Genomic DNA, 21939 nt, shown 5'->3' on the forward strand with positions numbered 1-21939 from the left:
GCGGTTAATAAAGGCGCACAGCGGCCAACGGCGGGCCAAGAGAAAAGAACCGGACATGCACGCTACGGTTGTACGCGATGAAGCGAGACAACTCTTCGTGAGCGAGCCAGACCATGCGTCGGATGCGGCCGACGCATGCCCGACGGACAATTCTGCGGCCCGCACCGCGCGAATCGCGGAATCACGCGAGCTGGCAGTGATCCTCGCGAACGTCGCCGGTGGCGACCAGAGCGCCTTCGCCGAGTTCTACGACCGAACCAGCTCCCGTGTGTACGGCATGGTTCTTCGTGTACTCCGTGATCCAGGTTTCTCCGAGGAAGCGGTCCAAGAGGTCTACCTCCAAGCCTGGAAATCAGCCGACAGCTTCGACCCCGCCAAGGGGTCCGCGCTCTCCTGGCTCCTGACACTTGCCCACCGGCGCGCAGTGGATCGCGTGCGCTCCGAACAGTCGAGTTCGGATCGACAGGCTCTCTACGACACCACCAATGCCACTCCCGAATTCGACGTCGTCAGCGACGAAGTGACACGAAGAGACGAGCATCGTGCTGTCACCGACTGTCTCGAAACGCTGACGGACACTCAGCGCCAATCGGTGACTCTCGCCTATTACGGCGGCCGAACGTACCGCGAGGTGGCCGAAGATCTCGGCGTGGCGATTCCCACGATCAAGTCGCGAATTCGCGACGGACTACTGCGCCTACGTGGATGTTTGGGGGTGATGTGAGATGGACGAAGAGCTGATCGACTACGCGTACGCCTACGCGATCGATGCGTTGGACCTCGACGAGCGCCGTGAGGTCGACAAACGACTTGCCGCTTCGGACTCCGCGACCCACGCCGAATTCGACGCCCAGGTCCGGCTCACCGCCGAAACCATGGCCGCGATGACCGTCGTCGACGCCGTCGAGCCCCCGCCGTCGCTGCGCAGCAGCGTCCTCGCCTCGATCGCAGAACAGACCGCGGCTCCCAACGCCCCGGTTTCGCTGGCCGAGCGTCGTAACCGTCGACGCCCGTGGACCATGGCTCTTGCGGCGGCCGCCGCAGTCGCAATCCTGGTCGGCGGCATAGGAATCGGACGCACGCTGTCCGACGACACGCCGCCGCAGAACGCCGCGTCCGAAATCATGGCAGCACCCGACGTTCATGCCACGACGCGTGAAATTCCGGGCGGCGGTAGTGCCACGACGCTGTTCTCGCCCTCCGAAGACGCCGCAGTCCTCGTGATGAACGATGTGACTCCCCCGAGTCCGGATACCGTCTACCAGATGTGGCTGGTGCCGGGCGACACCGACGACACCACGATGATCCCGATGGGGACGATGGCTCCGGGCGACGTCAAACCCACTACCCAGGTGGTGCTCGACGGCATCGGTCCGAACACGAAGTTGGCGTTCACTGTCGAACCGCCCGGCGGATCGCAGCAGCCGACGAGCGAGCCGTTCGCAACGATCCCGCTCATCTGATCGCCAGACGAAAAAAGATCCCCCACCGGAATCCGGTGGGGGATCTCTTCTTTGTCGAAACTACGAGCAGCGAGTCAGTGGCTGTGACCGTGTCCGGTGTCGGCAACTTCCTCGGTCGGCTTCTCGACGACGGCGCTCTCGGTCGTGAGGATCATGCGCGCGACGGAAGCGGCGTTGACCACTGCCGAGCGAGTGACCTTGACCGGGTCGACGACGCCGTCGGCAAGCAGGTTGCCGTAGGTGAGGGTGGCAGCGTTGAAGCCTTCGCCCTTGGTCATCTCGGCGACCTTGCTGACAACGACGGAACCGTCGATGCCTGCGTTGCTGGAGATCCAGAACAACGGAGCGTTGAGGGCTTCGCGGACCACGGCAACGCCGGTGGCCTCGTCACCCGTCAAGCCGAGGTTCCCGATCAGAGCCGTACCGGCCTGAACGAGAGCCGATCCACCACCGGGGACGATGCCCTCGGAAACTGCTGCCTTGGCTGCGTTGACCGCATCCTCGACGCGGAACTTGCGTTCCTTCAGATCGGTTTCGGTGGCTGCGCCGACCTTGATGACGGCCACGCCGCCGGACAGCTTCGCCAGACGCTCTTCGAGCTTCTCGCGGTCCCAATCCGAATCGGTGTTCTCGATCTCGCGACGCAGCTGCGCAACGCGGGTCGCGATGTCGTCAGCGGTGCCTGCACCGTCGACGATGACCGTCTCGTCCTTGGTGACGACAACGCGGCGAGCGCTGCCGAGCAGCTCGAGGCCGGCTTCCTTGAGCGAGAGGCCGACGTCGGTGTTGATGACGGTGCCTGCCGTGACGACTGCGAGGTCGTCGAGGAATGCCTTGCGACGATCACCGAAGAACGGTGCCTTGACGGCGACGGCCTTGATGGTCTTGCGGATGGAGTTGACCACGAGGGTGGAGAGAACTTCACCCTCGACGTCCTCGGCGATGATCAAGAGCGGCTTGCCGGATTCGGCAACCTTCTCGAGCAGCGGAAGGAAGTCGGGAAGTGAGCTGATCTTCTCGCGGAAGAGCAGGATCAGCGCGTCTTCGTAGACGGCCTTCTGCGCATCGATGTCGGTGACGAAGTAGGGCGAGAGGTAGCCCTTGTCGAACTGAACACCTTCGGTGACAACGAGTTCGGTTGCAACGGTGGAGGATTCCTCGACCGTCACGACGCCGTCGGTTCCGACACGGGTGAGTGCCTCGCCGACGAGCTTGCCGATCTCTTCGTCACGTGAGGAGACGGTGGCGACCTGAGCGATCGACTTCTCGCCCTCGACGGGGGTGGCTGCGGCGAGCAGTTCCTCGACGACCTTGTCTGCTGCGGCGTTGATGCCGACGCCGAGAGCCATCGGGTTCGCGCCCGCTGCGATGTTCTTGAGTCCGCCGCGGACGATGGCCTGGGCCAGAACGGTCGCGGTGGTGGTGCCGTCACCGGCAACATCGTTGGTCTTGGTGGCGACGCTCTTGACGAGCTGTGCGCCGAGGTTCTCGAAGGGATCTTCGAGCTCGATCTCACGGGCGATGCTCACACCGTCGTTGGTGACGGTGGGGCCGCCGAATGCCTTGGCGAGCACGACGTGGCGTCCACGCGGGCCCAAGGTCACCTTGACGGCGTCGGCAAGCTTGTCGACTCCGGCTTCGAGAGCGCGGCGTGCGGTCTCGTTGAACGCAATTTGCTTGGACATCTGTTCTGTCAGCTCCTGAATCTTCGGGGCGTGAACGCATTCCGCCCCGGGATCCTGTGTGGACTCCGGGGCGGATCACGTGTGTCTTACTTGGAGACGACAGCCAGCACGTCGCGTGCCGACAGGATCAGGTATTCCTGGCCGGCGTACTTGATCTCGGTTCCGCCGTACTTGGAGTAGATGACCGTGTCACCCTCCTTGACGTCGACCGGGATGCGGTTGCCCTGCTCGTTGACGCGGCCTTCGCCGACTGCAACGACGGTGCCCTCCTGGGGCTTTTCCTTGGCTGTGTCAGGAATGACCAGGCCGGAAGCCGTCGTCGTTTCAGCCTCGTTGGCCTGGACGAGGATCTTGTCCTCGAGCGGCTTGATGTTGACGCTCGCCACGATGAGCCCTCCACTTTGGGGTATGTGCGTCCGAGGCGATCCTCGGACAGCTGTTTGGGTATGCCGTTTACGGCGCGTCACTGCAGTCCCGTCGTCGCGGGTGCCGGAACTCGATCAGCGCCAATTGGCACTCTATACGTGAGAGTGCCAACCCTCAAGGACTGGGCGCATTTTTCTCTTCGTCCAGAGCGAAACAGGACAGCCGTCCACCACGTTCACCTATTGTTCACTTCGTGACGAACATCAATCGCCGTAGTTTTCTGACCTTCGCCGGACTCGGCGCCGTCGGCGCGGTCAGCCTTGGCAAGCCGTGGGGCCTGCAATATGCAGGCGCGTCGACCATTCCGACGTCAGGTCCTGGCACCACTCTCGAGTCCGTGTCCACCCCCGTCAGCAGCAGCGGCTACACCAAGCTCACCGCCGGACCCGGTTGGGCGAACATCGTGCGCAGCGAGTTGGCCGAGCCGAAGTCGGGACGCGAGGACCGACGCACCGCGCTCGCCTCACTCGTGCAGTTGACCGACGTCCACATCGTCGACGCCCAGTCCCCCATGCGATTCGAGTACGTCCACCAGATCACCGGCTCGGCGTTCCGCCCCCAGGAGACCCTGACGGCGCACGGGCTGATTTCACTTGTCCGCCGGGTCAATTCGATCGGCAGTGGCCCGCACACGTCGCGACCCTTCGATGCCGTCGTCACCACCGGCGACAACACGGACAACAAGGAATTCGCCGAACTCGACTGGTTCCTCACCTCACTCAACGGCGGAACCGTCGTCGCCAATACCGGTGCCAAGGACCGCTACGAGGGTGTACAGAACTCGGGTGCCGATCTCTACTGGAACCCCGAGTCACCGATGCTCGACATGTACAAGAAGGCCGGATTCCCGGAGATCCCCGATTTCTTCGGTGCCGCTTTCACGCCCGTGTCGAGCCCCGGCCTGAACACCCCTTGGTACTGCGTGTTCGGCAACCACGACGATTCGGTGTCCGGCACGGTGCCCAGCGGCATCCCGCCGCTCGAAGCGATGTACACGGGATCTCTCAAATTCGAGGTGCCTGGTTCACCGGAGCAGGCCAAGCAGATCGACGTCGCCACCAAGTTCGATCCCAGTGCGATACCCGGAATCCTGTCCGCCTTCACGACGCCGCCGCGCCAGGTCACCCCCGACCCGTCGCGCGCGCCGTTCACACCGCGACAGTTCATCGCCGCACATCTTGATCCCGCGCACACCGGTCCCGGCCCCGTCGGACACGGTTTCGCCCCCGACGCCGGCGACACCGGTATCGGTTACTACTCGTTCGAGATCGCACCGGGCGTCGTCGGCATCAGCATGGACTCCACCAACCGCGCGGGCCTCGTCGACGGTTCGCTGGGCGCCGCTCAGTTCCAGTGGATCGAGAACACCCTGCGCGCCGGCAGCAGCACCTACTACGACGCCGCGGGCTCTCGCGTCACCGAGTCGCGAGGTGACACGTATTTCGTGCTGTTCAGTCACCACACGAGCGACACGATGGACAATCTCATTCCCGACCCCGAGAACGTCCTCGAGCCACGCCTGCGCGGTTCACAGCTTCTCGACTTGCTGCATCGTTTCCCGAACGTACTTGCCTGGGTCAACGGACACACCCACGAGAACAAGATCACCCCGTGGCCCGGCGCGACCCCCGAGCAGGGCTTCTGGGAGATCAACACCGCCTCGCACATCGACTACCCGCAACTCGGACGCATCATCGAGATCGCGGACAACCATGACGGAACGGTGTCGTTGCTTGCGACGCTCTTCGAGGCGGAGAGTCCCAATTCCGTCGACTACAGCGACAAGTCGGCAGCCGGGCTCGCCTCGCTGTACCGCGAACTGTCGTTCAACGACATCCACCGCGACCCGAAGCTGACGGGTACCGGCGTCGACCAGAACGTCGAATTGTTGGTCCACACCGGACGATGACTCCGATTGCCGCAGTGTCCTAGGTGATTTCAGGTCCGCTCGAATGCGAGCGGTGCGCTTTCGCCCACGACACTGCGGCAACGACGAATCGAACGCCGAATCCGATCAACACCAGATTGCAGACGATCTGGAGGCTCACGAGCCCCCGGGCAAGGTCCGTCTGCGCGGCGATGTCACCGAATCCGACTGTCGAGAAGACGGACAACGAAAAGTACAGCGCCGCCATACGCGACAGCGGTTCGGTGAAACTGCCAGGGCTTGCATGCTCGACCGAAAAATAAGTGATGGACACCAACAACAAGTACGTCGGCATCACCACCGCCACAGCTTCGACCGCCTGCAGAGATGGCACATCGGAACGCAGAATTCGCCACACCTGCCAGGTGGTCACGGCAAGTACCGCGGCGCCTCCACCGATCAAGAGGAAGATTGCACTGGCGGTATGTACATCGATCCACGGCAGAAAGAAATACGCGCATCCGAAGGCGATCACCGTCAGCGTGGGTCGAAGCACTGCACCACGGATCAGCGCGCGTCGTCGTTCCCGGTCGATGTGGGGAGAATCGCCTTTTTTCCGCATGAATCAATGATCGACAATTTCGCAGGTAAAACCACCCTTTCGGTCCGAAAAGGACGTCACGGAGACGAAAAGCACTGAGCAATCCTCACGAACCTTCTGTAACGTTCATATAACGGCGGTCGATTGAACATTGACCGGTATTGACTGTGAGGAGGTGTGCGATGAGTTGTTCACTGGGAATTTCCACTGGATCTTCCGGTGTCTATTCAGCACTCGTCGACACCGATACCAGCACAAACGCGCCAGGCGCCGTGCCTGCCGAGACTCGCTTCGTCTCGGCGGATCAGGCCAATTCCAACGTCGGTGACCTTGTCAGAGCATCCATCAAGCTGATGACGACGCAGGTAACGGACGGATCTGAAGCGCCGCGCTCGATCGGTGTCAGCTATCGCACGGACGATCAACTCGCGAGCATCAGGTCATCTCTTTCGCGCTCGCCGAAGCAGGTCCGTGCAATCCCCGAACCTGCCGCCGTACACGCGTATCTCGCCGAGACAGGGAAAACCGAGCGGTACGACACGACAGCTCAGGTGGACGTCGGCGATCAAGGTCTGACGGTGTCCGTCGTCGACCACACCGGTGAAGTTCTGCACTCCGACCGTATAGACGCCCTCGCAGGGGCCGGAATCGACCGGGCATTGGTCGACTTCGTGACGGAGAAGGCGCCAGGGCACTTGCGCCGGTACACCGACGCGGAACTTCTTGCCGCCCGGTGCCATGTCGCCAAAGAGCAACTGTCCACGTCCACCAAGGTGACCATCGACCTTCCGATCGACGCGATGGCGATCACGCGCGACGAGTTCGAGGCCATCATCGCCCCGGATATAGAGCGCGCCGTCACCTTCATCCGTGAAGTCGTGAAGGGCTCACCGCGGCCCGTCGGTGCCGTTGTACTCATCGGCGGTGGCGCACACATTCCGGCCGTGCGGTCCGCCGTCGCCGCTGCCGTCGACGTCCCCATGGTCGAGATCGTCGAGCCCGAGACTGCGGCAACCAAAGGTGCTGCACTCCTGGCAGATTCGATCACCGCAATTCGTTTCCCGCTGCTGGGCTCCGGAAGTGACCAGCGCTCCGGATCCACCGCCAAGGTATCGGGAGCGTTGATCGGTGCGCTCGTGGTCGGCGGACTGGTACTCGGTTACGGCGCAAAGGAATTGGTACCGACCGACGACACCGCGGTCTCGCCCGTCGGAACGGGGTCGACCACGACGACGGTGAGCCCCGAAGCGACACCGAGCACCGGATCGACGATCATTCCGTCTCATGATCCTCTGCCCTCGGTAGCCGGCAGCACGTATCCTCGGTACGGGTATCCCACCACCCCGTTCGACTCGCAGCCTTACGACACGCACTCGTACACAACGCATCAGTACACACTTCCGCCTGCGCCGATCCCGGACACCTCGACGACAACCACGCCGCCGACCACGACAACGACCACTCCGAATTGGCCGACCATTCCCGGAATCACGCTGCCCGATCCACCGGCGTGGTGGCCGACGATGCCGGACACCGAGGCGACGCCCCCGGTCGATCCGACCGAGGCAAACCCCGGCGGCGGTCTCGGCCCGGGTGAGAGCGGCGGCGAGAACCCGACGACGCCGGAGACTCCTGGATCCGGTTCCACCGAAACCGAAATCACTACCCCTGGTGGTGGTGATCCGACGACGAAGCCCGGTGAACCGAATACCTCGATGCCCGAAAACGGTCCCGCGACCACACCGGATCGGGAACCGGCCCCGGTCGGCTGATTCTCAGTCGGCCGATTTTCAGTGCATCAGCTGGCTGACCGAGACCGACAGCCCCGGGTCCGTCGCAACACTCAACTCCGAAGGGCCTGCGCCGTTTCCGATCAGGTGAGCGGCCAACGATGCGATCATCACGCCGTTGTCCGTGCACAGTCGAGGTTTCGGAATGCGCAACGTGATGCCCGCTTCGGCGCAGCGCTGCTCGGCGAGTGAGCGGATACGCGAATTGGCCGTGGCGCCGCCGCCGAGAACCAACGTGTCGACCCCGACGTCCTTGGCTGCACGCACTGCCTTCATCGTCAGGACGTCTGCAACCGCTTCCTGGAACGAGGCAGCGATGTCCGGGATCGAAAAGGTCTCGCCTGCGCGCTCTTTCGATTCGACATAGCGCGCGACGGACGTCTTGAGTCCCGAGAACGAGAAGTCGTGCCGCGAATCGCGCGGCCCCGTCATGCCGCGAGGGAAGGCGATTGCGTTCCGATCTCCCTCTTGCGCAGCAGCATCGAGTGCCGGTCCACCGGGAAAGCCGAGACCGAGCAGTCTGGCCACCTTGTCGAAGGCCTCACCGGCGGCGTCGTCGACAGTCGTGCCCAGTTCGACAATGGGCTTGCCCAGATCTTCGACGTGAAGCAGGTGTGTGTGACCGCCGGAGACCAACAATGCGACGCACGAGGGCAACGGACCGTGCTCGAGAGTGTCCACCGAGACGTGACCGCCGAGATGATTGACCGCATAGAACGGGATGTTCCATGCTGCCGCATAGGCTTTCGCTGCGGCTACACCGACCAGCAGCGCGCCGGCCAGGCCGGGTCCGATGGTGACGGCCAGCGCGTCGGGCTTCTCGATACCGGCGGCAGCAAGGGCACGGCGCATCGTCGGCACGATCGCCTCGAGGTGAGCCCGCGAGGCCACTTCGGGAACCACTCCCCCGTACCTGGCGTGCTGATCCACGCTCGATGCCACCTCGTCGGCCAACAGCTCGCAGGTTCCGTCACCGTTCCAGCGGACGATACCGACACCTGTTTCGTCGCAAGAACTTTCGACACCCATGACGATCATGCTTGCTGCTCCTCAATTTCGCGGACACCGAGCACGGCAGGCCGTCTCATCGTGTACGCATCTGCCCCACTGGGCTGGTAGTACTTCTTTCGTGTTCCGACGATCTCGAATCCTTCGCGCCGGTACAGCGCGATGGCAGGTTCGTTGTCGGTGCGCACTTCCAGGAACACCGGGCACTGCCGTGAATCCGCCAGAGTCAGAAGCGCATCGAGCAACGCGCCGCCGATTCCGAGTCGCTGAGCCGAGGGATCTGTACCGATGGTGTGAACCTCGGCCTCCATGTTCGGCGACGCCCCCAACAATGCGACTCCGGCGTAGCCGAGGACGTGACCGTCAGGCTCCCGGGCAACGAAGTAATGATTATGTGCGCCTGCAAGTTCCGAGACGAACGCTTGTGCGCTCCAGGGTCCGTCGCCTGCGAACAACGCGCGCTCCAACTCCGCGCACCGTTCGGCGTCATCGACGTTCATCGGCTCGATGCTGTACTTCATCTGCTCTGTCTCACTTGCCACGTTCTGCAAGGGTCTTCGCGTCCGGGCGTCGGAGGTACAGCGGCTCCAGCGGGGCCGGAACCGAGCCGGCCAGGATCTCGCGAGCAGCGACTGTCACCAACCCGGCCGGTGAAGGTGTCTCCGCCGGGTCGACGGGTAGATCGAAGAAGTCCACGTGCGAAGCGGATCCGGCAATCAGCGTCGAAGGCGAAGGATCGACGTCGCCGGCGGAATTCACAGCCGGTCCTTCGACGCGCACTCCGCCGTCATAGCGCGCCCAGTAGATCTCGCGACGCCTCGCGTCAGTCACGACGAGCAGGCTCGGTGTGGTCGGTACCGCAGCCGCGATCGCATCGAGGCTGCACACGCCGTACACGGGAACACCGAGTGCGTCACCGAAGGCAGCGCCCGTCGCCATGCCGACACGCAGTCCGGTGTACGGCCCTGGCCCGACACCCACGACGACGGCGTTCAAGTCGGCCGGTGTGAGCCCTGCCTCGGCGAGGCATTCGAGGACGTGAGGGGTCAAGACCTCGGCGTGCGCACGAGGATTGACCGTGACACGCACGGCAAGCGTCTCCACTGTGTCCGGTGACTCTGCGTCCGGTGACACTGGGTCCGGTGACGAAGCCGACAGGGAGACGACTCCGGCAGTGACTGCCGGAGTGGAGGTGTCAATTGCGAGAACAAGCACGATTTCTCAGGGTACCCGCACGTGAAGAACTACTTCCGGCCCGGGAGGGTCACGACGTCTGTGACACGAAACGCCGTTTCCGACGTCTGTGACACCAAACTCCCTTTCACGACGTCCAGGACCAACTCGCAGTCCGCACATCCGATTCGGGTTCCCGATGAAGCTGCACTCGCAGGTGCCGTTCGACGAGCCTTTCCACGACGTCACCACCCCATTCGACCACCACCACTGCATCGGTGAGGTCGGTGTCGAGGTCGAGGGCATCGAGTTCGTCGAGGGCATGCGGTCCGCTGTCTCCCAGCCGGTATGCGTCGACGTGGATCATGCCGACGGGAACTCCGCCGCCAGGGCGGGTGCCCGGACGATGCTCACGAGCGATGACGAACGTCGGGGACGTCACCCGGCCCTGCACCCCGAGCCCGGCGCCGATTCCGCGCGTCAACGCGGTCTTGCCTGCCCCGAGTGGACCGTCCAGCACCACCAGGTCGCCGGCAACAAGTCCCGCCGCCAAGCGTCGGCCGAAAGCCTCGGTATCCTCGGCCGTTTCCAACGTGATCTGTCCGGACACGGGAAGTCCCGTGGAGTTCTCAGCCGACATCGGACCGCTCTTCTACCTGCGCTCGCTGCACCAACTTGTCGATTGCGTCCGTCACGATCGCCGGGAACTCGAGCTGCACCAGATGGCCGGCCCCGTGAACTCGCACGAGTTCGGACTCGGGGAGATCGGCAGCGAGACGCTTGGAGCTGATGAACGGAATCATCATGTCTTGATCGCCGCAGATCACGACTGCCGGTGTGTGTGCGAGGACCTCGAGAGAAGCGGACTCGTCGTGCAGTTCCAACGTCCGCAGGAAATTGACGATGGTCACAACCGAGGTCCGGTCGAGCATGCCGTCCGAGAGTTCATGCAGCCGTGGGCTGACATCGGTGCCGTACGAGGCCGCACGCAGGATCGGCGTGATCAATACTCGCGCAGCGCCCCGGGCATGCTGAACCACTCCTGGTGAGGTGCGCACTGCCAACCGGAATCCGTCGATGATCGGATTCTGCAGATTGCGGGTCAGGCCGGTTTCGGCCAGGCCTGCCGCCGTCGTCGCGACCAGCCCCACGCCGATGACTCGGCCCTCGAACCATTCGGGTCGCTGACCGGCGAGCGCGAGTACCGTCATGCCGCCCATCGAGTGACCGACCAGAACTATCGGTCCCTTGGGTACCTTGGCCTCGACGACGGTCGCGAGGTCGCGGCCGAGCTGAGAAACCGTACAACTCTTCGAACGCGGCATGCCCGAGTCTCCGTGTCCGCGCTGGTCGTAGAACACCATGCGAACCTTGTTGCCCCATCGCTCTTCGAGCTGGCGGCGCTGGAAATGCCAGGACAGCGCACTCAGGCAGTATCCGTGCACGAAAACGACCGTCAGCGGAGCGTCGTCCGGTCCCACTTCGCGAACTGCCAGCTCGACACCGTCCTCGGTGCGCACCGTGCTCTTGCGGTCGCGCGTCATGAGGTCGAAGTCCTCGTCCGCGTAGATTTCCCGGCCCGGACGCGTCGCGCTCTTGAATGCGTTCACACCGGCCATCGAGCCGAGCGCCACGGCGCTGAGCAGGCCACCGAGAATGCTCATCTTTCCTGCAGTCTTCATGACGTCTCTCCCCCGATGTACGTACGCACAGTGCGTCCACGTATCCCGGTCACGACCTCGTAGTGAATGGTGTCGAGTACGTCGGCCCAGGCCTGCGCGTTGGGTTCGCCGTGATCGCCGTTGCCGAAGAAGATCGCGGTGTCGCCTTCGCGAACTCCGTCACCGTCCGGACCCAGGTCCACCAATACCTGGTCCATGCAGATTCGCCCGACAGCCTGGCGACGCTTACCGCCCAACTGCACTTCGAACTTGCCACTCAGTGAGCGAGACAAACCGTCGGCGTAGCCGACGGGAAGCAGCGCAAGAGTGGTGTCGTACGGTGCGACCCACTGATGCCCGTAGGAGACGCCCTCTCCGGCGGCTACCTTCTTCACCAGAATCACCTTCGCTCGCAGCGTCATCGCCGGTCGTAAACCGAAATCTCCGAGTTCGGGCACCGGAGACAATCCATATATCGCGATTCCCGGCCGAACCATGTCAAACCGCAGGTCAGGACGGGTGACTGTAGCAGCGGAGTTGGAAAGATGAACGACTTCGGGGTCGAATCCGCGAGCGCGGACGTCGGCAACCGCGTCGATCAAACGCTGCTTCTGCATGTCGATGACGTCGTGATGCGGTTCGTCCGAGTGCGCGAGGTGAGAGAACACTCCGCGCAGCCTGATCGTGCCCTCGTCCCGCGCAGTGGCGAGGTCGTCGAGCATCTGCGGCCACTCGGTTCTCGAGACGCCGTTGCGATTGAGACCGGTGTCCACCTTGAGCGTCACCGTCGCCTGTTGTCCCAGAACCCGTGCCGCGCCGACGACAGCGGCCAGGTGTCGCGGGGAGGACACGCCGATCTCGACGTCCGATCGGATCGCCGAGCCGAAATCGGCGTCGACGCCGTGCAGCCAGGCAAGGACGGGAGCGGTGATGCCTGCCTCGCGAAGGACCAGTGCCTCCGCGATGGTGGTGACGCCGAGTTCCCGGGCTCCCGCCGAGAGCGCCGTCCGCGCCACCGCAACTGCGCCGTGGTTGTATCCGTCCGCCTTGATGACCGCCATCAACGCTGCATCCCCGGCAAATTCACGCAGAACACGCACGTTGTGCGCGATCGCGTCCAGATCGACGACTGCCTCCGTCTGCGGCCCTACTGCGTCGTCGAGTCGGCTCGCCTTCCCCTCCGCAGGCTCCTTCGGTGCTCTTCCCTGGGCAAGCGTCATGGCGACAATCCTGCCACCCACGCAGAATCGGACACGTGTTCGGGTTTGAACACCCTCAATCGAGGGCAAAAGAGCGAAGCACACGCACTGATTCCCGCAGACCTCCCAGCAGGGGTGAAGCCGAAATCGGTGCTCCGGCGACATCGCTCTGACCGCCGGCAGCGGCGATGTTCGCAGCCAACGCGTGAGCCCGCGCCCCGACGGCCCCGGCTTCGAGAGGGCTCAGACCCGCCGCCAGCAACGCACCGATCACACCGGAGAGGATGTCACCCGAACCTGCCGTCGATGCCCAGGAGCCGCCGGCGTCGTTGACCAGCACCTCACCGCCGGGATCCGAGATCACCGTCGTATGGCCCTTCAGCAGGACCGTGACTCCGAGGCGTGCGGCAAGAGCACGCGTGGCCGCGATCCTGTCGTCGCCAAGAGTTGTGAATCGAGCGAACTCGCCGGCGTGGGGCGTCAACAGTGTCGGCGCGGTCCGGGCTGCGACAAGTTCGGGACGCTGAGCGAGGAGGGTAAGTCCGTCCGCATCGACAACAACGGGTACATCAGTAGCCAGCACCGACGCCAGAAGTCGCGCGGCGTCGTCGTCGGTACCCATACCGGGGCCGACCACCCACGCCTGAACTCGCCCGGCGGCTTGGAAGGTCTCACTCGCAATCACCTCCGGGAACCGGGCGAGCACCTCGGTGGCGCCGTGCCCGGCGTAGCGGACCAGGCCGGCGGTCGCGGTCACCGCGGCACCGGTACAGAGCACGCCCGCGCCGGGATACTGCTCACTTCCCGCAACGATGCCCACCACACCCTGCGAATACTTGTCGTCCTCCGGACCGGGCACCGGCCACAGCGCACCGACCTCCGCCGGATCGAGCGAACCGAATTCGGGTTCGCTGATGCTCAATCCGATGTCCACGAGTTCGACACGACCACACAGCGGAGCCGCGAGTACGTGTACCGGCTTGAGCGCACCGAATGTGACCGTCACATCAGCGGTCACCGACGGGCCGTCCACTGCGCCGGTGTTCGCGTCGACGCCGCTCGGAAGATCGACCGCCACGATCGGTGCATCCACCTGGCCGACGAGATCGGCCGCGTCAGGCCGTAGACCGCCGTGCCCGGAAATCCCGACGATGCCGTCGATCACCAGATCCGGCGACCCGACTTCGGCGGCGACTCGGCCGCCGGCCTTCAAGAGAGCATCGAGGCCCGCCCGATGAGCGCGCGCCGGATCGAGCAACACGGCCCGCACGCTCACACCTCGTTTGCGGAGCAACGCACCGGCCCACAGGGCATCACCGCCGTTGTCGCCCGTACCGACCAGCAGCGTCACCGACCGATGCGCGACCGACCCTGTACGGGAACGCAATTCGTCCGCGACTACTCGCGCAAGACCGTACGCCGCTCGACGCATCAGCACCCCGTCGGGCAGCTTGTCGAGCAGCGGCGCCTCAGCTGCTCGCACCTGATCGGCTGTGTAGTACCCACGCATGTCGGAACCCTTCAGTTGCCGTCGCTACCCTCGAAACCATGAAATCACGTCTTCGCCCGGCAATCGCGGGTCTCGTGCTCGCTCTCGGTCTGGTCGGGTGCAGTTCCGGCACCGACTCCACACCACCGGCTCCGGAAACGACGGCCAGCGGACCCGTGGTGACCATCTCCGGGATGGCGTACTCCCCCGCGTCCATCACCGTGAATGTCGGCGAGACGGTCACGTGGGTGTTCGACGACAACGGAATGGCCCACGACGTCAACGGCCTCGGGGACGCCAAGGGCAAACTCCGCAGTCCGCTCAAGAAATCGGGAACCTACACCTACACGTTCACCGAACCCGGAACCTACGACTACACCTGCACACCGCATCCCGAGATGCGCGGAACCGTCGTCGTCGAGACGCCGTAACGCGCTCGGGCCCCACAGTCTTGCGACTGCGGGGCCCGATTTTCTAGCGAAAGCTACTCGACCGTAACCGATTTCGCCAGGTTACGCGGCTTGTCGACGTCATAGCCACGCGCCGCGGCAACCTCGGCCGCAAAGATCTGCAACGGAACCGTGGACAGCAACGGCTGCAGCAGAGTCGGTGACGCCGGAATCTCGATCAGGTGATCCGCGTGCGCCGCGGCGACGGTGTCGCCTTCCTCAGCGATGACGATAGTCGTCGCCCCGCGCGCCTTGATCTCCTGAATGTTGGACACCAACTTCGAGTGCAGGACAGCGCGGCCCTGCGGCGACGGCATGACGATGATGACCGGAAGGTCCTCCTCGATCAAGGCGATCGGGCCGTGCTTGAGCTCACCGGCGGCAAAGCCCTCGGCGTGCATGTACGCAAGCTCCTTGAGCTTGAGCGCACCCTCGAGCGCCACCGGGTAGCCGACGTGACGCCCCAGGAACAGCACGGTCGACGCGTGCGCGAACTGGCGCGCCAACGCGCGCACCGGTTCTGCCGTCTCGAGCACCTTGCTGACCAATGCGGGCATCGCTTCGAGGTCGGCGTACTCGCGGGCGACCTCGTCCGGATACTTGGTTCCGCGAGCCTGCGCCAAAGCCAAACCGACGAGGTAGTTCGCGGTCACCTGCGCCAGGAACGCCTTGGTGGACGCGACCGCGATTTCCGGTCCTGCCCGCGTGTAGAGAACTGCGTCGGCTTCACGCGGGATCTGTGCACCGTTGGTGTTGCAGATCGCCAGGACGCGTGCCTTCTGGTCCTTGGCGTGCTTGACAGCCTCGAGCGTATCGGCCGTTTCCCCCGACTGCGAGATTGCGACAACAAGCGTCGAGCGATCGAGAACCGGGTCGCGGTAACGGAATTCGCTGGCGAGTTCGACCTCGACAGGTAGACGCGTCCAATGCTCGATCGCGTACTTCGCCAACAGACCGGAGTGGTAAGCGCTACCGCAAGCGACAACGAACACCTTGTCGACGTCGCGCAGTTCCTGATCGGACAACCGCTGCTCGTCGAGGACGATCTTCCCGTTCTCGAAGTGGCCGAGGAGCGTGTCGGCGACAGCGGTCGGCTGCTCTTCGATCTCCTTGAGCATGAAGTAATCGTGACCACCTTTTTCGGCGGCCGCGAGATCCCAGTCGATGCGGAACGGGCGCCCCTCTGCCTCGTTACCCGCGAAGTCGGAGATCCGGTAGCTGTCGGCAGTGATCACCACTGCCTGATCCTGTCCGAGTTCAACCGCATCGCGTGTGTGCTCGATGAATGCAGCGACGTCGGAGCCGAGGAACATCTCGCCCTCACCGACACCGACTACGAGCGGTGTCGAGCGGCGCGCGGCGACAATCGTGTCCGCATGATCAGCGTGCGTGAAGACGAGCGTAAACGCACCTTCCAACCGACGAACCACCGACAGCGCACTCTCGATGAAATCACCAGCCGTCGGCCCCTGGGCGTACGCCCGGGCTACGAGGTGAACCGCGACCTCGGAATCCGTGTCGCTCTGCAGTTCGACGCCTGCAGCCTCGAGCTCCGCACGCAGCGGGGCAAAATTCTCGATGATTCCGTTGTGAACGACAGCCAGCTTGCCCGAGGCATCACGATGCGGGTGCGCATTGCGGTCCGTCGGACGCCCATGCGTCGCCCAACGGGTATGGCCCATACCGGACGTACCGACGAAGTGATCCGCACCGTACTCGCCGAGCTCCGCCTCGAGGTTGGCCAACTTACCGGCCTTACGCTCGATCTCGACCCCACCGGTTCCGTCGAGAATCGCGATTCCCGACGAGTCGTACCCGCGATACTCCATTCGTCGCAAAGCCTCCACCACAACGCCCAGAGCTGGGCGGTGGCCGACGTATCCCACGATTCCGCACATGGTGACTCAGGGTACTTGGACATCGGCGGTGGGCGCATTTTGCGGTTCCCGCACCTGGTTGCGGCGTCCGCTCCGCATACACGAGGCGGCTCATCGGATAACGTCTTCAACCGTGGCACCGAAACTGAAGACACTGAACCGTGAGCTGTCCAAGCGCGGCCCGCACCGAGTTCTCCGCGGCAACCTCGCCCTGGCCGGACAGCCGGGTGTCGTGTACACGCCGGAAACCGGTTTCAATCTCCCCGCCGTTGCCTTCGCGCACGGGTGGATGGTCGGGTCCCACAAGTACGAGCAGACACTCCAGCACCTCGCTTCCTGGGGAATTGTCGCAGCGGCGCCCGACAGCGAACGCGGTCCGGTCCCGTCACATCTCGGATTGGCTGCAGATCTTCGAGCGACGCTCGACATCTGCGTCGGCGTGCGACTCGGCCCCGGACAGATCAGCGTCCAACCCGATCGGGTCGCCTTTGCCGGTCACGGCATGGGCGCGGGCGCTGCGGTACTGGCCGCAGCGCAGCGCGGGGATGTCGGTGCGGTAGCCGCACTGTTCCCGGCCCCGACAGCACCCAAGGCGGAGAACTACGCGTCGAAGATCACAGCGCCCGGATTGATCCTCGCCGGCGAAGACGACGTCGATTCCTTGACCAGCAATGCCCGGCCGCTGAGCGTGGAGTGGGGCGGTCCTGTCATCGCACGTACCGTGAACGACGCCCAAGACGCCGGACTGATCGAAGGCCGCCGACTCCTCGGCGCCCTGGGCCTCGGTGGATCCGAGCGCAAGACACAGGCCGCCACACGGTGCCTGCTCACGGGCTTCCTGTTGTTCCATCTGACCGGCGACAAGAAGTACAAGGATTTTGCTGATCCTGACGTCGAGATTCCGCACACGGCGCCGTTGCTGCCGGTCGAACCTCACTCCGACGCGCGGGCCAGCCAGCTGTTGCGTAAGTAGGAGTCCGTACTCGCCACCGACTCCGGCGGCGAGCACGGCGGCGTCGGCGTCGGCTCTGACGCGGATCGCAGATACGGGCCGGACCTGACCGGCCCATCCGTGTCATTCTCGGCGGATGTCGTTTCGGACGGCGGCTCCTGGTGCGATTCCGCGCTCGCTGCGGCCACTCTGCGCTCACGGAAGTCGTCGAGTTGAGAATCGAGGGTTCGACGGATCGCTTCGAACGGCGCGTGAACGGACTTCACAGCGGACCAGCTCCGGCCAACTCAGCGCCCGTCTCTCCGCCGGGGACCACGATCGACCCGTCAGGGACTGTGACAGGCGGCTCCGGGTCCGGCACGGGCGAGACTTCGGCGGTGGTTTCGACCGGCACCTCGTGCTCGCGAATCTCAGGGTCGGGAGTTTCGGGCTGGAGTGTCGCAGGCTGGGACGCTTCTTGCGGGCGCGCCTCGTGCGGCGACATCTCCGGATCGGCATCGAGCACTATTCTCGGCCAACCATTTTCGCTCAACTCCAGGGTGGCCGACACAGAGTTCCCGTCAGCACCTGCAACATCCAGACTCACCCCACGACCGTCGGACGCAATCGTGAAGCCCCAAGTGTTGCCGCCGATCGAGAAAGAGACAGGAGCGGCGGCGACACCTGATGCACTCGGCTCGGCGATCGGAAAGGTTGACGTGAACGCGTCTGTCACCCACTGGGTCGCGGCGTCAAAAGCATGACCAACCGCGCTCGCGCACTCCGCACACGCCCTGTCGAATTCATCGCGAGTATCGAGATACGCCGAACGAAAAACCGTGTCCAGCCATGGCGCCGCACCACGACCGGTGGAAGCGACGTGAGTCAGCTGGTCGATCTCCCCCGCACCCAGACCGCCGATTGTCGCCCGGTCGAGGCTTGCCACCTTGAAAGCCTTGTCTGCCAAAGCCGTTCGAACCGTCCGCGCGAACTCGTCGGCCAGCGTGATCAACAGTGGCGCCGAATCCGCATCGGACCGAGCTTCACGCCGCGCCGCGAAGGCCTGATCTACGACCGCACCCACGCCGGAAACATTCCACACTGAAGGAAGATTCTCCGCCAGGGTCGTCAGCATCGCGATCTCGGCGACCGAACCGTCCACCGCTGCGGCCATGTCCGACGCATCTCGCATTAGTGCCTCGAAATCGATACCGGCCTCTGCGCGATACGCATCCTCGTAGGACGAAAGCATCCGTTCTTCGAAGCCCAACCGAGAGGCCAGGTCGTGAAATCGATCGAAGAACTGTAGTCCCCTCGCACCAGCATCCAGGATTTCGTCGGGACGCACGCGTGAATCACGCAGTGCAAGAATATCTTCGACGCAATAGTAGCTGTTTGGTACTGCCTGTGCGGTACCGCTCGTCGGTCTCATGAGACCGACCCGCTGGAGTCTCGCAATCGCCGCGCACCCTGACCGTCCACCTCAGCGATCACCTCAGCCGAAGAGGAAAGCCGAGGCGCCAACGTATCGAGAAGATCGGCACGCCCCGTCAAGCGAGAATTCAGGACCGCCAATGCCGATGCCAACGCGGCTCCATGCTCGGCGTAATCACGGCCCGAAACGGCACCGCTGAATCGCAGACGCCTGATCGGGTCCGCAGAATCGCGCAGAGCCTGGGCCACCGACACCGCTTGGCGTGCCAATTCATCTGTTCCAGCGCGGTCGACATCCACGAGCGCCCCCAAGTTTCAGCGGAACCACTCGCACGTCGAGCGGCCTTTGACTCCTTGGACGCAGCAGGGCGCAATTACGTTCCCTCAAAACGCGAACGCGTAATAAGGGGCTAAACCGAACCGACGATCTCGGCCAACTCGTCGGCCAGCTTCTGCGCGAGCGGAAGTTCGGTGGCCTCGACCATGACGCGGACCAGTTGCTCTGTCCCGGACGGGCGCAGGAGCACGCGACCACCGTCACCGAGGACGCGCTCTGCGTCCGCGACTGCTGCGAGTACCGACGGCGATGCTGCGACTGTCGCCTTGTCCCCGACCTTCACGTTGATCAGAACCTGCGGAAGGGTTGTCATCGTTGCGGCCAGTGCGGATGCCGACTTACCCGTGCGAGCCATTCGTCCGAGCAGCCGGAGGCCGGTGAGAATCCCATCGCCCGTGGTGCCGAACGCCGGCAACACGACATGGCCTGACTGCTCGCCGCCGAGGCTGTATCCGCCCGCGCGCAGTTCCTCCAAAACGTAGCGGTCGCCTACGGCAGCAGTCACGATGTTGATACCGGCCTCGCGCATCGCGATGTGCAAACCGAGATTGCTCATGACAGTCGCGACGAGAGTGTTCTCGACCAACTCGCCGGCGTCGTTCATCGCGATCGCCAGAACTGCCATGATCGCGTCACCGTCGACCACCGCTCCGGTCTCGTCGACGGCCAGGCAACGGTCGGCGTCGCCGTCGTGCGCGAGGCCTAGGTCCGCCCCGTGATCGACCACGGCTTTCTGAAGATTCTCCAGGTGCGTCGATCCGCAGCCGTCGTTGATGTTGAGGCCGTCGGGCTCGGCGCTGATCGCGATGACGCGAGCGCCCGCTGCCGCGTAGGCAACCGGTGCGAGCGCGGAAGCAGCGCCGTTGGCGCAGTCGACCACAACGGTGAGTCCAGCGAGTGGCTCGCTCGCCGCGCTCGCCAGATGCGCAAGGTACAGCTGAGCGGCGTCGTCGACCGTACGGACGCGGCCGATCCCGGCACCTGTCGGTAGGACGGGCGGCGCAGTGCCGTCGAGTGCATCCTCGATCGCCACCTCGACAGCATCATCGAGCTTGTGTCCACCGGCTGCGAAAATCTTGATTCCGTTGTCCGGCATGGGATTATGCGATGCAGAGATCATGACACCGAGACTGGCGTCGAGCTTTGCCGTCAAGTATGCAACTGCCGGAGTCGGAAGAATACCCACGTCGAGCACGTCGACACCCGCGGAACTCAATCCTGCGGTCACCGCGGCTTGAAGCATCTCACCGCTTGCGCGAGGATCGCGGCCGATCACGGCGGTCGGACGTGCGTCCGAGGTGTCGGCTGTCAGTACGCTCGCCGCGGCAACTGCCAATCTCAATGCAAGATCTGCAGTCAGATCCGAATTGGCAAGTCCACGAACACCGTCAGTACCGAACAACCGACCCATAGAACGACTCCTGAATCCTGTGAACCTCGAGAAGGGAACTCGAGAAGGGAATTTCTCCGAGAAACACAAGAGCGAGCGTCCGGTAACGATGGACGCCCGCTCTTGTGGTGAACAGGTGCCGAAGCAGACCCGTCGGGTCAACCTCGGCAAAGCATCAGCGCTTGGAGTACTGCGATGCCTTACGGGCCTTCTTCAGGCCGTACTTCTTACGCTCGACCGCGCGGGCGTCACGCGTCAGGAAGCCTGCACGCTTGAGGGCCGGACGATCATCAGGGGTTACCTCGATGAGTGCGCGCGCGATAGCCAGACGCAGTGCGCCTGCCTGACCGGACGGGCCGCCACCGTGCAGCAGTGCAATGATGTCGAAAGACTCGGGACGCTCGACGAGCACCAGCGGAGCCTTGATCAGCTGCTGGTGAACCTTGTTGGGGAAGTAGTCCTCCAACGTACGACCGTTGAGCTTGAACTGACCGGTACCGGGAGCCATCCGGACGCGAACGACAGCCTCCTTGCGGCGACCGACGGTCTGGACCGGGCGATCGAGGACGATCGGTGCGAGCGTAGCTGCAGCAACCTCTTCGACGACCTCGACTGCGTCAGAGACAAGCTCTTCCACTGCTTCGATGTTCTCTTCGGACACGTTCTGCTCTTCCGGCGATGTCACTGTGCGACCTGCTTGATCTCGAACGGCACCGGCTGCTGCGCGGTGTGGGGGTGATTCGGGCCCGCGTAAACCTTGAGCTTGCTGCTCATTGCGCGGCCGAGCTTCGTCTTGGGGAGCATGCCGACGATGGCCTTCTCGACGAGACGATCGGGAGTCCTGTCGAGGACCTCACCGACAGTGCGGGACTTCAGGCCACCCGGGAATCCGGAGTGGTGGTAAACGTTCTTGCCCTGCAGCTTGTTGCCGCTGATGGCAACCTTCTCTGCGTTGATGATGACAACGAAGTCACCACCGTCGATGTGCGGCGCGTAGGTGGGCTTGTGCTTGCCACGCAGCAAGTTCGCTGCCTGAACGGCAAGACGGCCGAGCACCACGTCAGTGGCGTCGATGACGTGCCACGTGTGGGTCACATCTCCGGCCTTCGGGGTGTACGTAGACACAGATCTTCCTCGTCTTAATTCATTCCACTGCTGA

Annotated in this window: 23 protein-coding genes; 6 read left to right on the plus strand and 17 right to left on the minus strand. The window is 63.9% G+C overall.

Annotated features, from left to right (window positions below; all coding sequences use genetic code 11):
* The first annotated feature begins 55 nt into the window (after positions 1-55).
* Complete coding sequence (locus ATN38_RS26205; protein ID WP_007728615.1) at positions 56-724, plus strand: sigma-70 family RNA polymerase sigma factor; 669 nt, start codon at positions 56-58, stop codon at positions 722-724.
* 1 nt (position 725) lies between these two features.
* Positions 726-1463 carry an anti-sigma factor domain-containing protein gene (locus ATN38_RS26210; protein WP_042449728.1) on the plus strand — a complete coding sequence of 246 codons (738 nt, stop codon included), beginning with the start codon at positions 726-728 and terminating at the stop codon, positions 1461-1463.
* Positions 1464-1537: 74 nt separating this feature from the next.
* On the opposite strand, the gene groL is transcribed toward ATN38_RS26210, so the two are convergent.
* Both groL and groES read right to left on the minus strand, forming a co-directional pair.
* Positions 1538-3148, minus strand: coding sequence for a chaperonin GroEL (groL, locus tag ATN38_RS26215; RefSeq protein WP_003940715.1), 1611 nt, complete (start codon positions 3146-3148; stop codon positions 1538-1540).
* Positions 3149-3234: 86 nt separating this feature from the next.
* A complete protein-coding gene (gene groES / locus ATN38_RS26220; RefSeq protein ID WP_003940763.1) occupies positions 3235-3534 on the minus strand; it encodes a co-chaperone GroES in 300 nt (99 codons plus the stop codon).
* Positions 3535-3767: 233 nt separating this feature from the next.
* Between groES and ATN38_RS26225 the strand changes: the two genes are divergently transcribed.
* Positions 3768-5483 (plus strand): TIGR03767 family metallophosphoesterase, encoded by a 1716-nt coding sequence (locus tag ATN38_RS26225; protein ID WP_050656359.1) that lies wholly within the window; start codon positions 3768-3770, stop codon positions 5481-5483.
* A 19-nt stretch (positions 5484-5502) separates the two neighbouring features.
* Here ATN38_RS26225 and ATN38_RS26230 read toward each other — a convergent pair whose 3' ends face one another.
* Entirely contained in the window at positions 5503-6063 is a 561-nt protein-coding gene (locus ATN38_RS26230; RefSeq protein ID WP_042449733.1) for a potassium channel family protein, read from the minus strand.
* Between the two features lie 161 nt (positions 6064-6224).
* Here ATN38_RS26230 and ATN38_RS26235 point away from each other — a divergent pair, with 161 nt between their 5' ends.
* Positions 6225-7814 carry an Hsp70 family protein gene (locus ATN38_RS26235; RefSeq protein WP_063316697.1) on the plus strand — a complete coding sequence of 530 codons (1590 nt, stop codon included), beginning with the start codon at positions 6225-6227 and terminating at the stop codon, positions 7812-7814.
* An 18-nt stretch (positions 7815-7832) separates the two neighbouring features.
* Here ATN38_RS26235 and tsaD read toward each other — a convergent pair whose 3' ends face one another.
* The 7 genes from tsaD to ATN38_RS26270 form a co-directional block, all read right to left on the minus strand.
* Complete coding sequence (tsaD, locus tag ATN38_RS26240) at positions 7833-8870, minus strand: tRNA (adenosine(37)-N6)-threonylcarbamoyltransferase complex transferase subunit TsaD (RefSeq protein ID WP_007728610.1); 1038 nt, start codon at positions 8868-8870, stop codon at positions 7833-7835.
* The gene (gene rimI / locus ATN38_RS26245; RefSeq protein ID WP_003940971.1) at positions 8867-9361 is read right to left on the minus strand and encodes a ribosomal protein S18-alanine N-acetyltransferase; all 495 of its coding nucleotides are present in this window, start codon (positions 9359-9361) and stop codon (positions 8867-8869) included. Before rimI ends, tsaD begins: the two co-directional genes overlap by 4 nt.
* A gap of 10 nt (positions 9362-9371) precedes the next feature.
* A complete protein-coding gene (gene tsaB / locus ATN38_RS26250; protein ID WP_065455183.1) occupies positions 9372-10055 on the minus strand; it encodes a tRNA (adenosine(37)-N6)-threonylcarbamoyltransferase complex dimerization subunit type 1 TsaB in 684 nt (227 codons plus the stop codon).
* Positions 10056-10161: 106 nt separating this feature from the next.
* Complete coding sequence (gene tsaE / locus ATN38_RS26255; protein ID WP_003940673.1) at positions 10162-10653, minus strand: tRNA (adenosine(37)-N6)-threonylcarbamoyltransferase complex ATPase subunit type 1 TsaE; 492 nt, start codon at positions 10651-10653, stop codon at positions 10162-10164.
* Positions 10643-11695 (minus strand): alpha/beta fold hydrolase, encoded by a 1053-nt coding sequence (locus tag ATN38_RS26260; protein ID WP_116056969.1) that lies wholly within the window; start codon positions 11693-11695, stop codon positions 10643-10645. The genes tsaE and ATN38_RS26260 overlap by 11 nt, the downstream gene beginning before the upstream one ends.
* Positions 11692-12894 carry an alanine racemase gene (gene alr / locus ATN38_RS26265; RefSeq protein ID WP_116056970.1) on the minus strand — a complete coding sequence of 401 codons (1203 nt, stop codon included), beginning with the start codon at positions 12892-12894 and terminating at the stop codon, positions 11692-11694. The genes ATN38_RS26260 and alr overlap by 4 nt, the downstream gene beginning before the upstream one ends.
* Before the next feature lie 55 nt (positions 12895-12949).
* Complete coding sequence (locus tag ATN38_RS26270; RefSeq protein WP_073512438.1) at positions 12950-14383, minus strand: NAD(P)H-hydrate dehydratase; 1434 nt, start codon at positions 14381-14383, stop codon at positions 12950-12952.
* 38 nt (positions 14384-14421) lie between these two features.
* On the opposite strand from ATN38_RS26270, the gene ATN38_RS26275 reads away from it, so the two are divergent.
* On the plus strand, positions 14422-14793 hold the full coding sequence (locus tag ATN38_RS26275) for a plastocyanin/azurin family copper-binding protein (RefSeq protein WP_003940908.1): 372 nt from the start codon (positions 14422-14424) through the stop codon (positions 14791-14793).
* A 53-nt stretch (positions 14794-14846) separates the two neighbouring features.
* Here ATN38_RS26275 and glmS read toward each other — a convergent pair whose 3' ends face one another.
* A complete protein-coding gene (gene glmS, locus ATN38_RS26280; protein ID WP_003940837.1) occupies positions 14847-16709 on the minus strand; it encodes a glutamine--fructose-6-phosphate transaminase (isomerizing) in 1863 nt (620 codons plus the stop codon).
* Positions 16710-16821: 112 nt separating this feature from the next.
* On the opposite strand from glmS, the gene ATN38_RS26285 reads away from it, so the two are divergent.
* Complete coding sequence (locus tag ATN38_RS26285) at positions 16822-17661, plus strand: dienelactone hydrolase family protein (RefSeq protein ID WP_211920495.1); 840 nt, start codon at positions 16822-16824, stop codon at positions 17659-17661.
* Here the strand turns inward: ATN38_RS26285 and ATN38_RS26290 are convergent.
* The 6 genes from ATN38_RS26290 to rplM form a co-directional block, all read right to left on the minus strand.
* Positions 17622-17906: a hypothetical protein gene (locus ATN38_RS26290; RefSeq protein WP_003940907.1), complete on the minus strand. Its 285-nt coding sequence runs from the start codon at positions 17904-17906 to the stop codon at positions 17622-17624. The genes ATN38_RS26285 and ATN38_RS26290 overlap by 40 nt on opposite strands.
* On the minus strand, positions 17903-18967 hold the full coding sequence (locus tag ATN38_RS26295) for a hypothetical protein (RefSeq protein WP_308256560.1): 1065 nt from the start codon (positions 18965-18967) through the stop codon (positions 17903-17905). Before ATN38_RS26295 ends, ATN38_RS26290 begins: the two co-directional genes overlap by 4 nt.
* A gap of 80 nt (positions 18968-19047) precedes the next feature.
* Complete coding sequence (locus ATN38_RS26300; RefSeq protein WP_064073932.1) at positions 19048-19353, minus strand: hypothetical protein; 306 nt, start codon at positions 19351-19353, stop codon at positions 19048-19050.
* A 110-nt stretch (positions 19354-19463) separates the two neighbouring features.
* Positions 19464-20801 (minus strand): phosphoglucosamine mutase, encoded by a 1338-nt coding sequence (gene glmM / locus ATN38_RS26305; RefSeq protein WP_218748967.1) that lies wholly within the window; start codon positions 20799-20801, stop codon positions 19464-19466.
* A 154-nt stretch (positions 20802-20955) separates the two neighbouring features.
* Entirely contained in the window at positions 20956-21465 is a 510-nt protein-coding gene (rpsI, locus tag ATN38_RS26310) for a 30S ribosomal protein S9 (protein ID WP_007728596.1), read from the minus strand.
* Positions 21462-21905, minus strand: a complete 444-nt coding sequence (rplM, locus tag ATN38_RS26315; RefSeq protein ID WP_003940842.1) for a 50S ribosomal protein L13 — start codon at positions 21903-21905, stop codon at positions 21462-21464. Before rplM ends, rpsI begins: the two co-directional genes overlap by 4 nt.
* Positions 21906-21939 lie beyond the last annotated feature (34 nt).

The organism is Rhodococcus sp. FH8, assembly GCF_019266085.1.
In the GTDB taxonomy this organism is placed as follows: Bacteria; Actinomycetota; Actinomycetes; order Mycobacteriales; family Mycobacteriaceae; genus Rhodococcus_F; species Rhodococcus_F qingshengii.

Bases quoted from the DNA above. Each gene is read 5' to 3' on its own strand.
- ATN38_RS26205 (WP_007728615.1), top strand. From the start codon at position 56: ATGCACGCTACGGTTGTACGCGATGAAGCGAGACAACTCTTCGTGAGC.
- ATN38_RS26210 (WP_042449728.1), top strand. From the start codon at position 726: ATGGACGAAGAGCTGATCGACTACGCGTACGCCTACGCGATCGATGCG.
- groL (WP_003940715.1), bottom strand. From the start codon at position 3,148: ATGTCCAAGCAAATTGCGTTCAACGAGACCGCACGCCGCGCTCTCGAA.
- ATN38_RS26230 (WP_042449733.1), bottom strand. From the start codon at position 6,063: ATGCGGAAAAAAGGCGATTCTCCCCACATCGACCGGGAACGACGACGC.
- ATN38_RS26235 (WP_063316697.1), top strand. From the start codon at position 6,225: ATGAGTTGTTCACTGGGAATTTCCACTGGATCTTCCGGTGTCTATTCA.
- tsaD (WP_007728610.1), bottom strand. From the start codon at position 8,870: ATGATCGTCATGGGTGTCGAAAGTTCTTGCGACGAAACAGGTGTCGGT.
- rimI (WP_003940971.1), bottom strand. From the start codon at position 9,361: ATGAAGTACAGCATCGAGCCGATGAACGTCGATGACGCCGAACGGTGC.
- tsaE (WP_003940673.1), bottom strand. From the start codon at position 10,653: ATGTCGGCTGAGAACTCCACGGGACTTCCCGTGTCCGGACAGATCACG.
- ATN38_RS26260 (WP_116056969.1), bottom strand. From the start codon at position 11,695: ATGAAGACTGCAGGAAAGATGAGCATTCTCGGTGGCCTGCTCAGCGCC.
- alr (WP_116056970.1), bottom strand. From the start codon at position 12,894: ATGACGCTTGCCCAGGGAAGAGCACCGAAGGAGCCTGCGGAGGGGAAG.
- ATN38_RS26270 (WP_073512438.1), bottom strand. From the start codon at position 14,383: ATGCGTGGGTACTACACAGCCGATCAGGTGCGAGCAGCTGAGGCGCCG.
- ATN38_RS26275 (WP_003940908.1), top strand. From the start codon at position 14,422: ATGAAATCACGTCTTCGCCCGGCAATCGCGGGTCTCGTGCTCGCTCTC.
- glmS (WP_003940837.1), bottom strand. From the start codon at position 16,709: ATGTGCGGAATCGTGGGATACGTCGGCCACCGCCCAGCTCTGGGCGTT.
- glmM (WP_218748967.1), bottom strand. From the start codon at position 20,801: ATGGGTCGGTTGTTCGGTACTGACGGTGTTCGTGGACTTGCCAATTCG.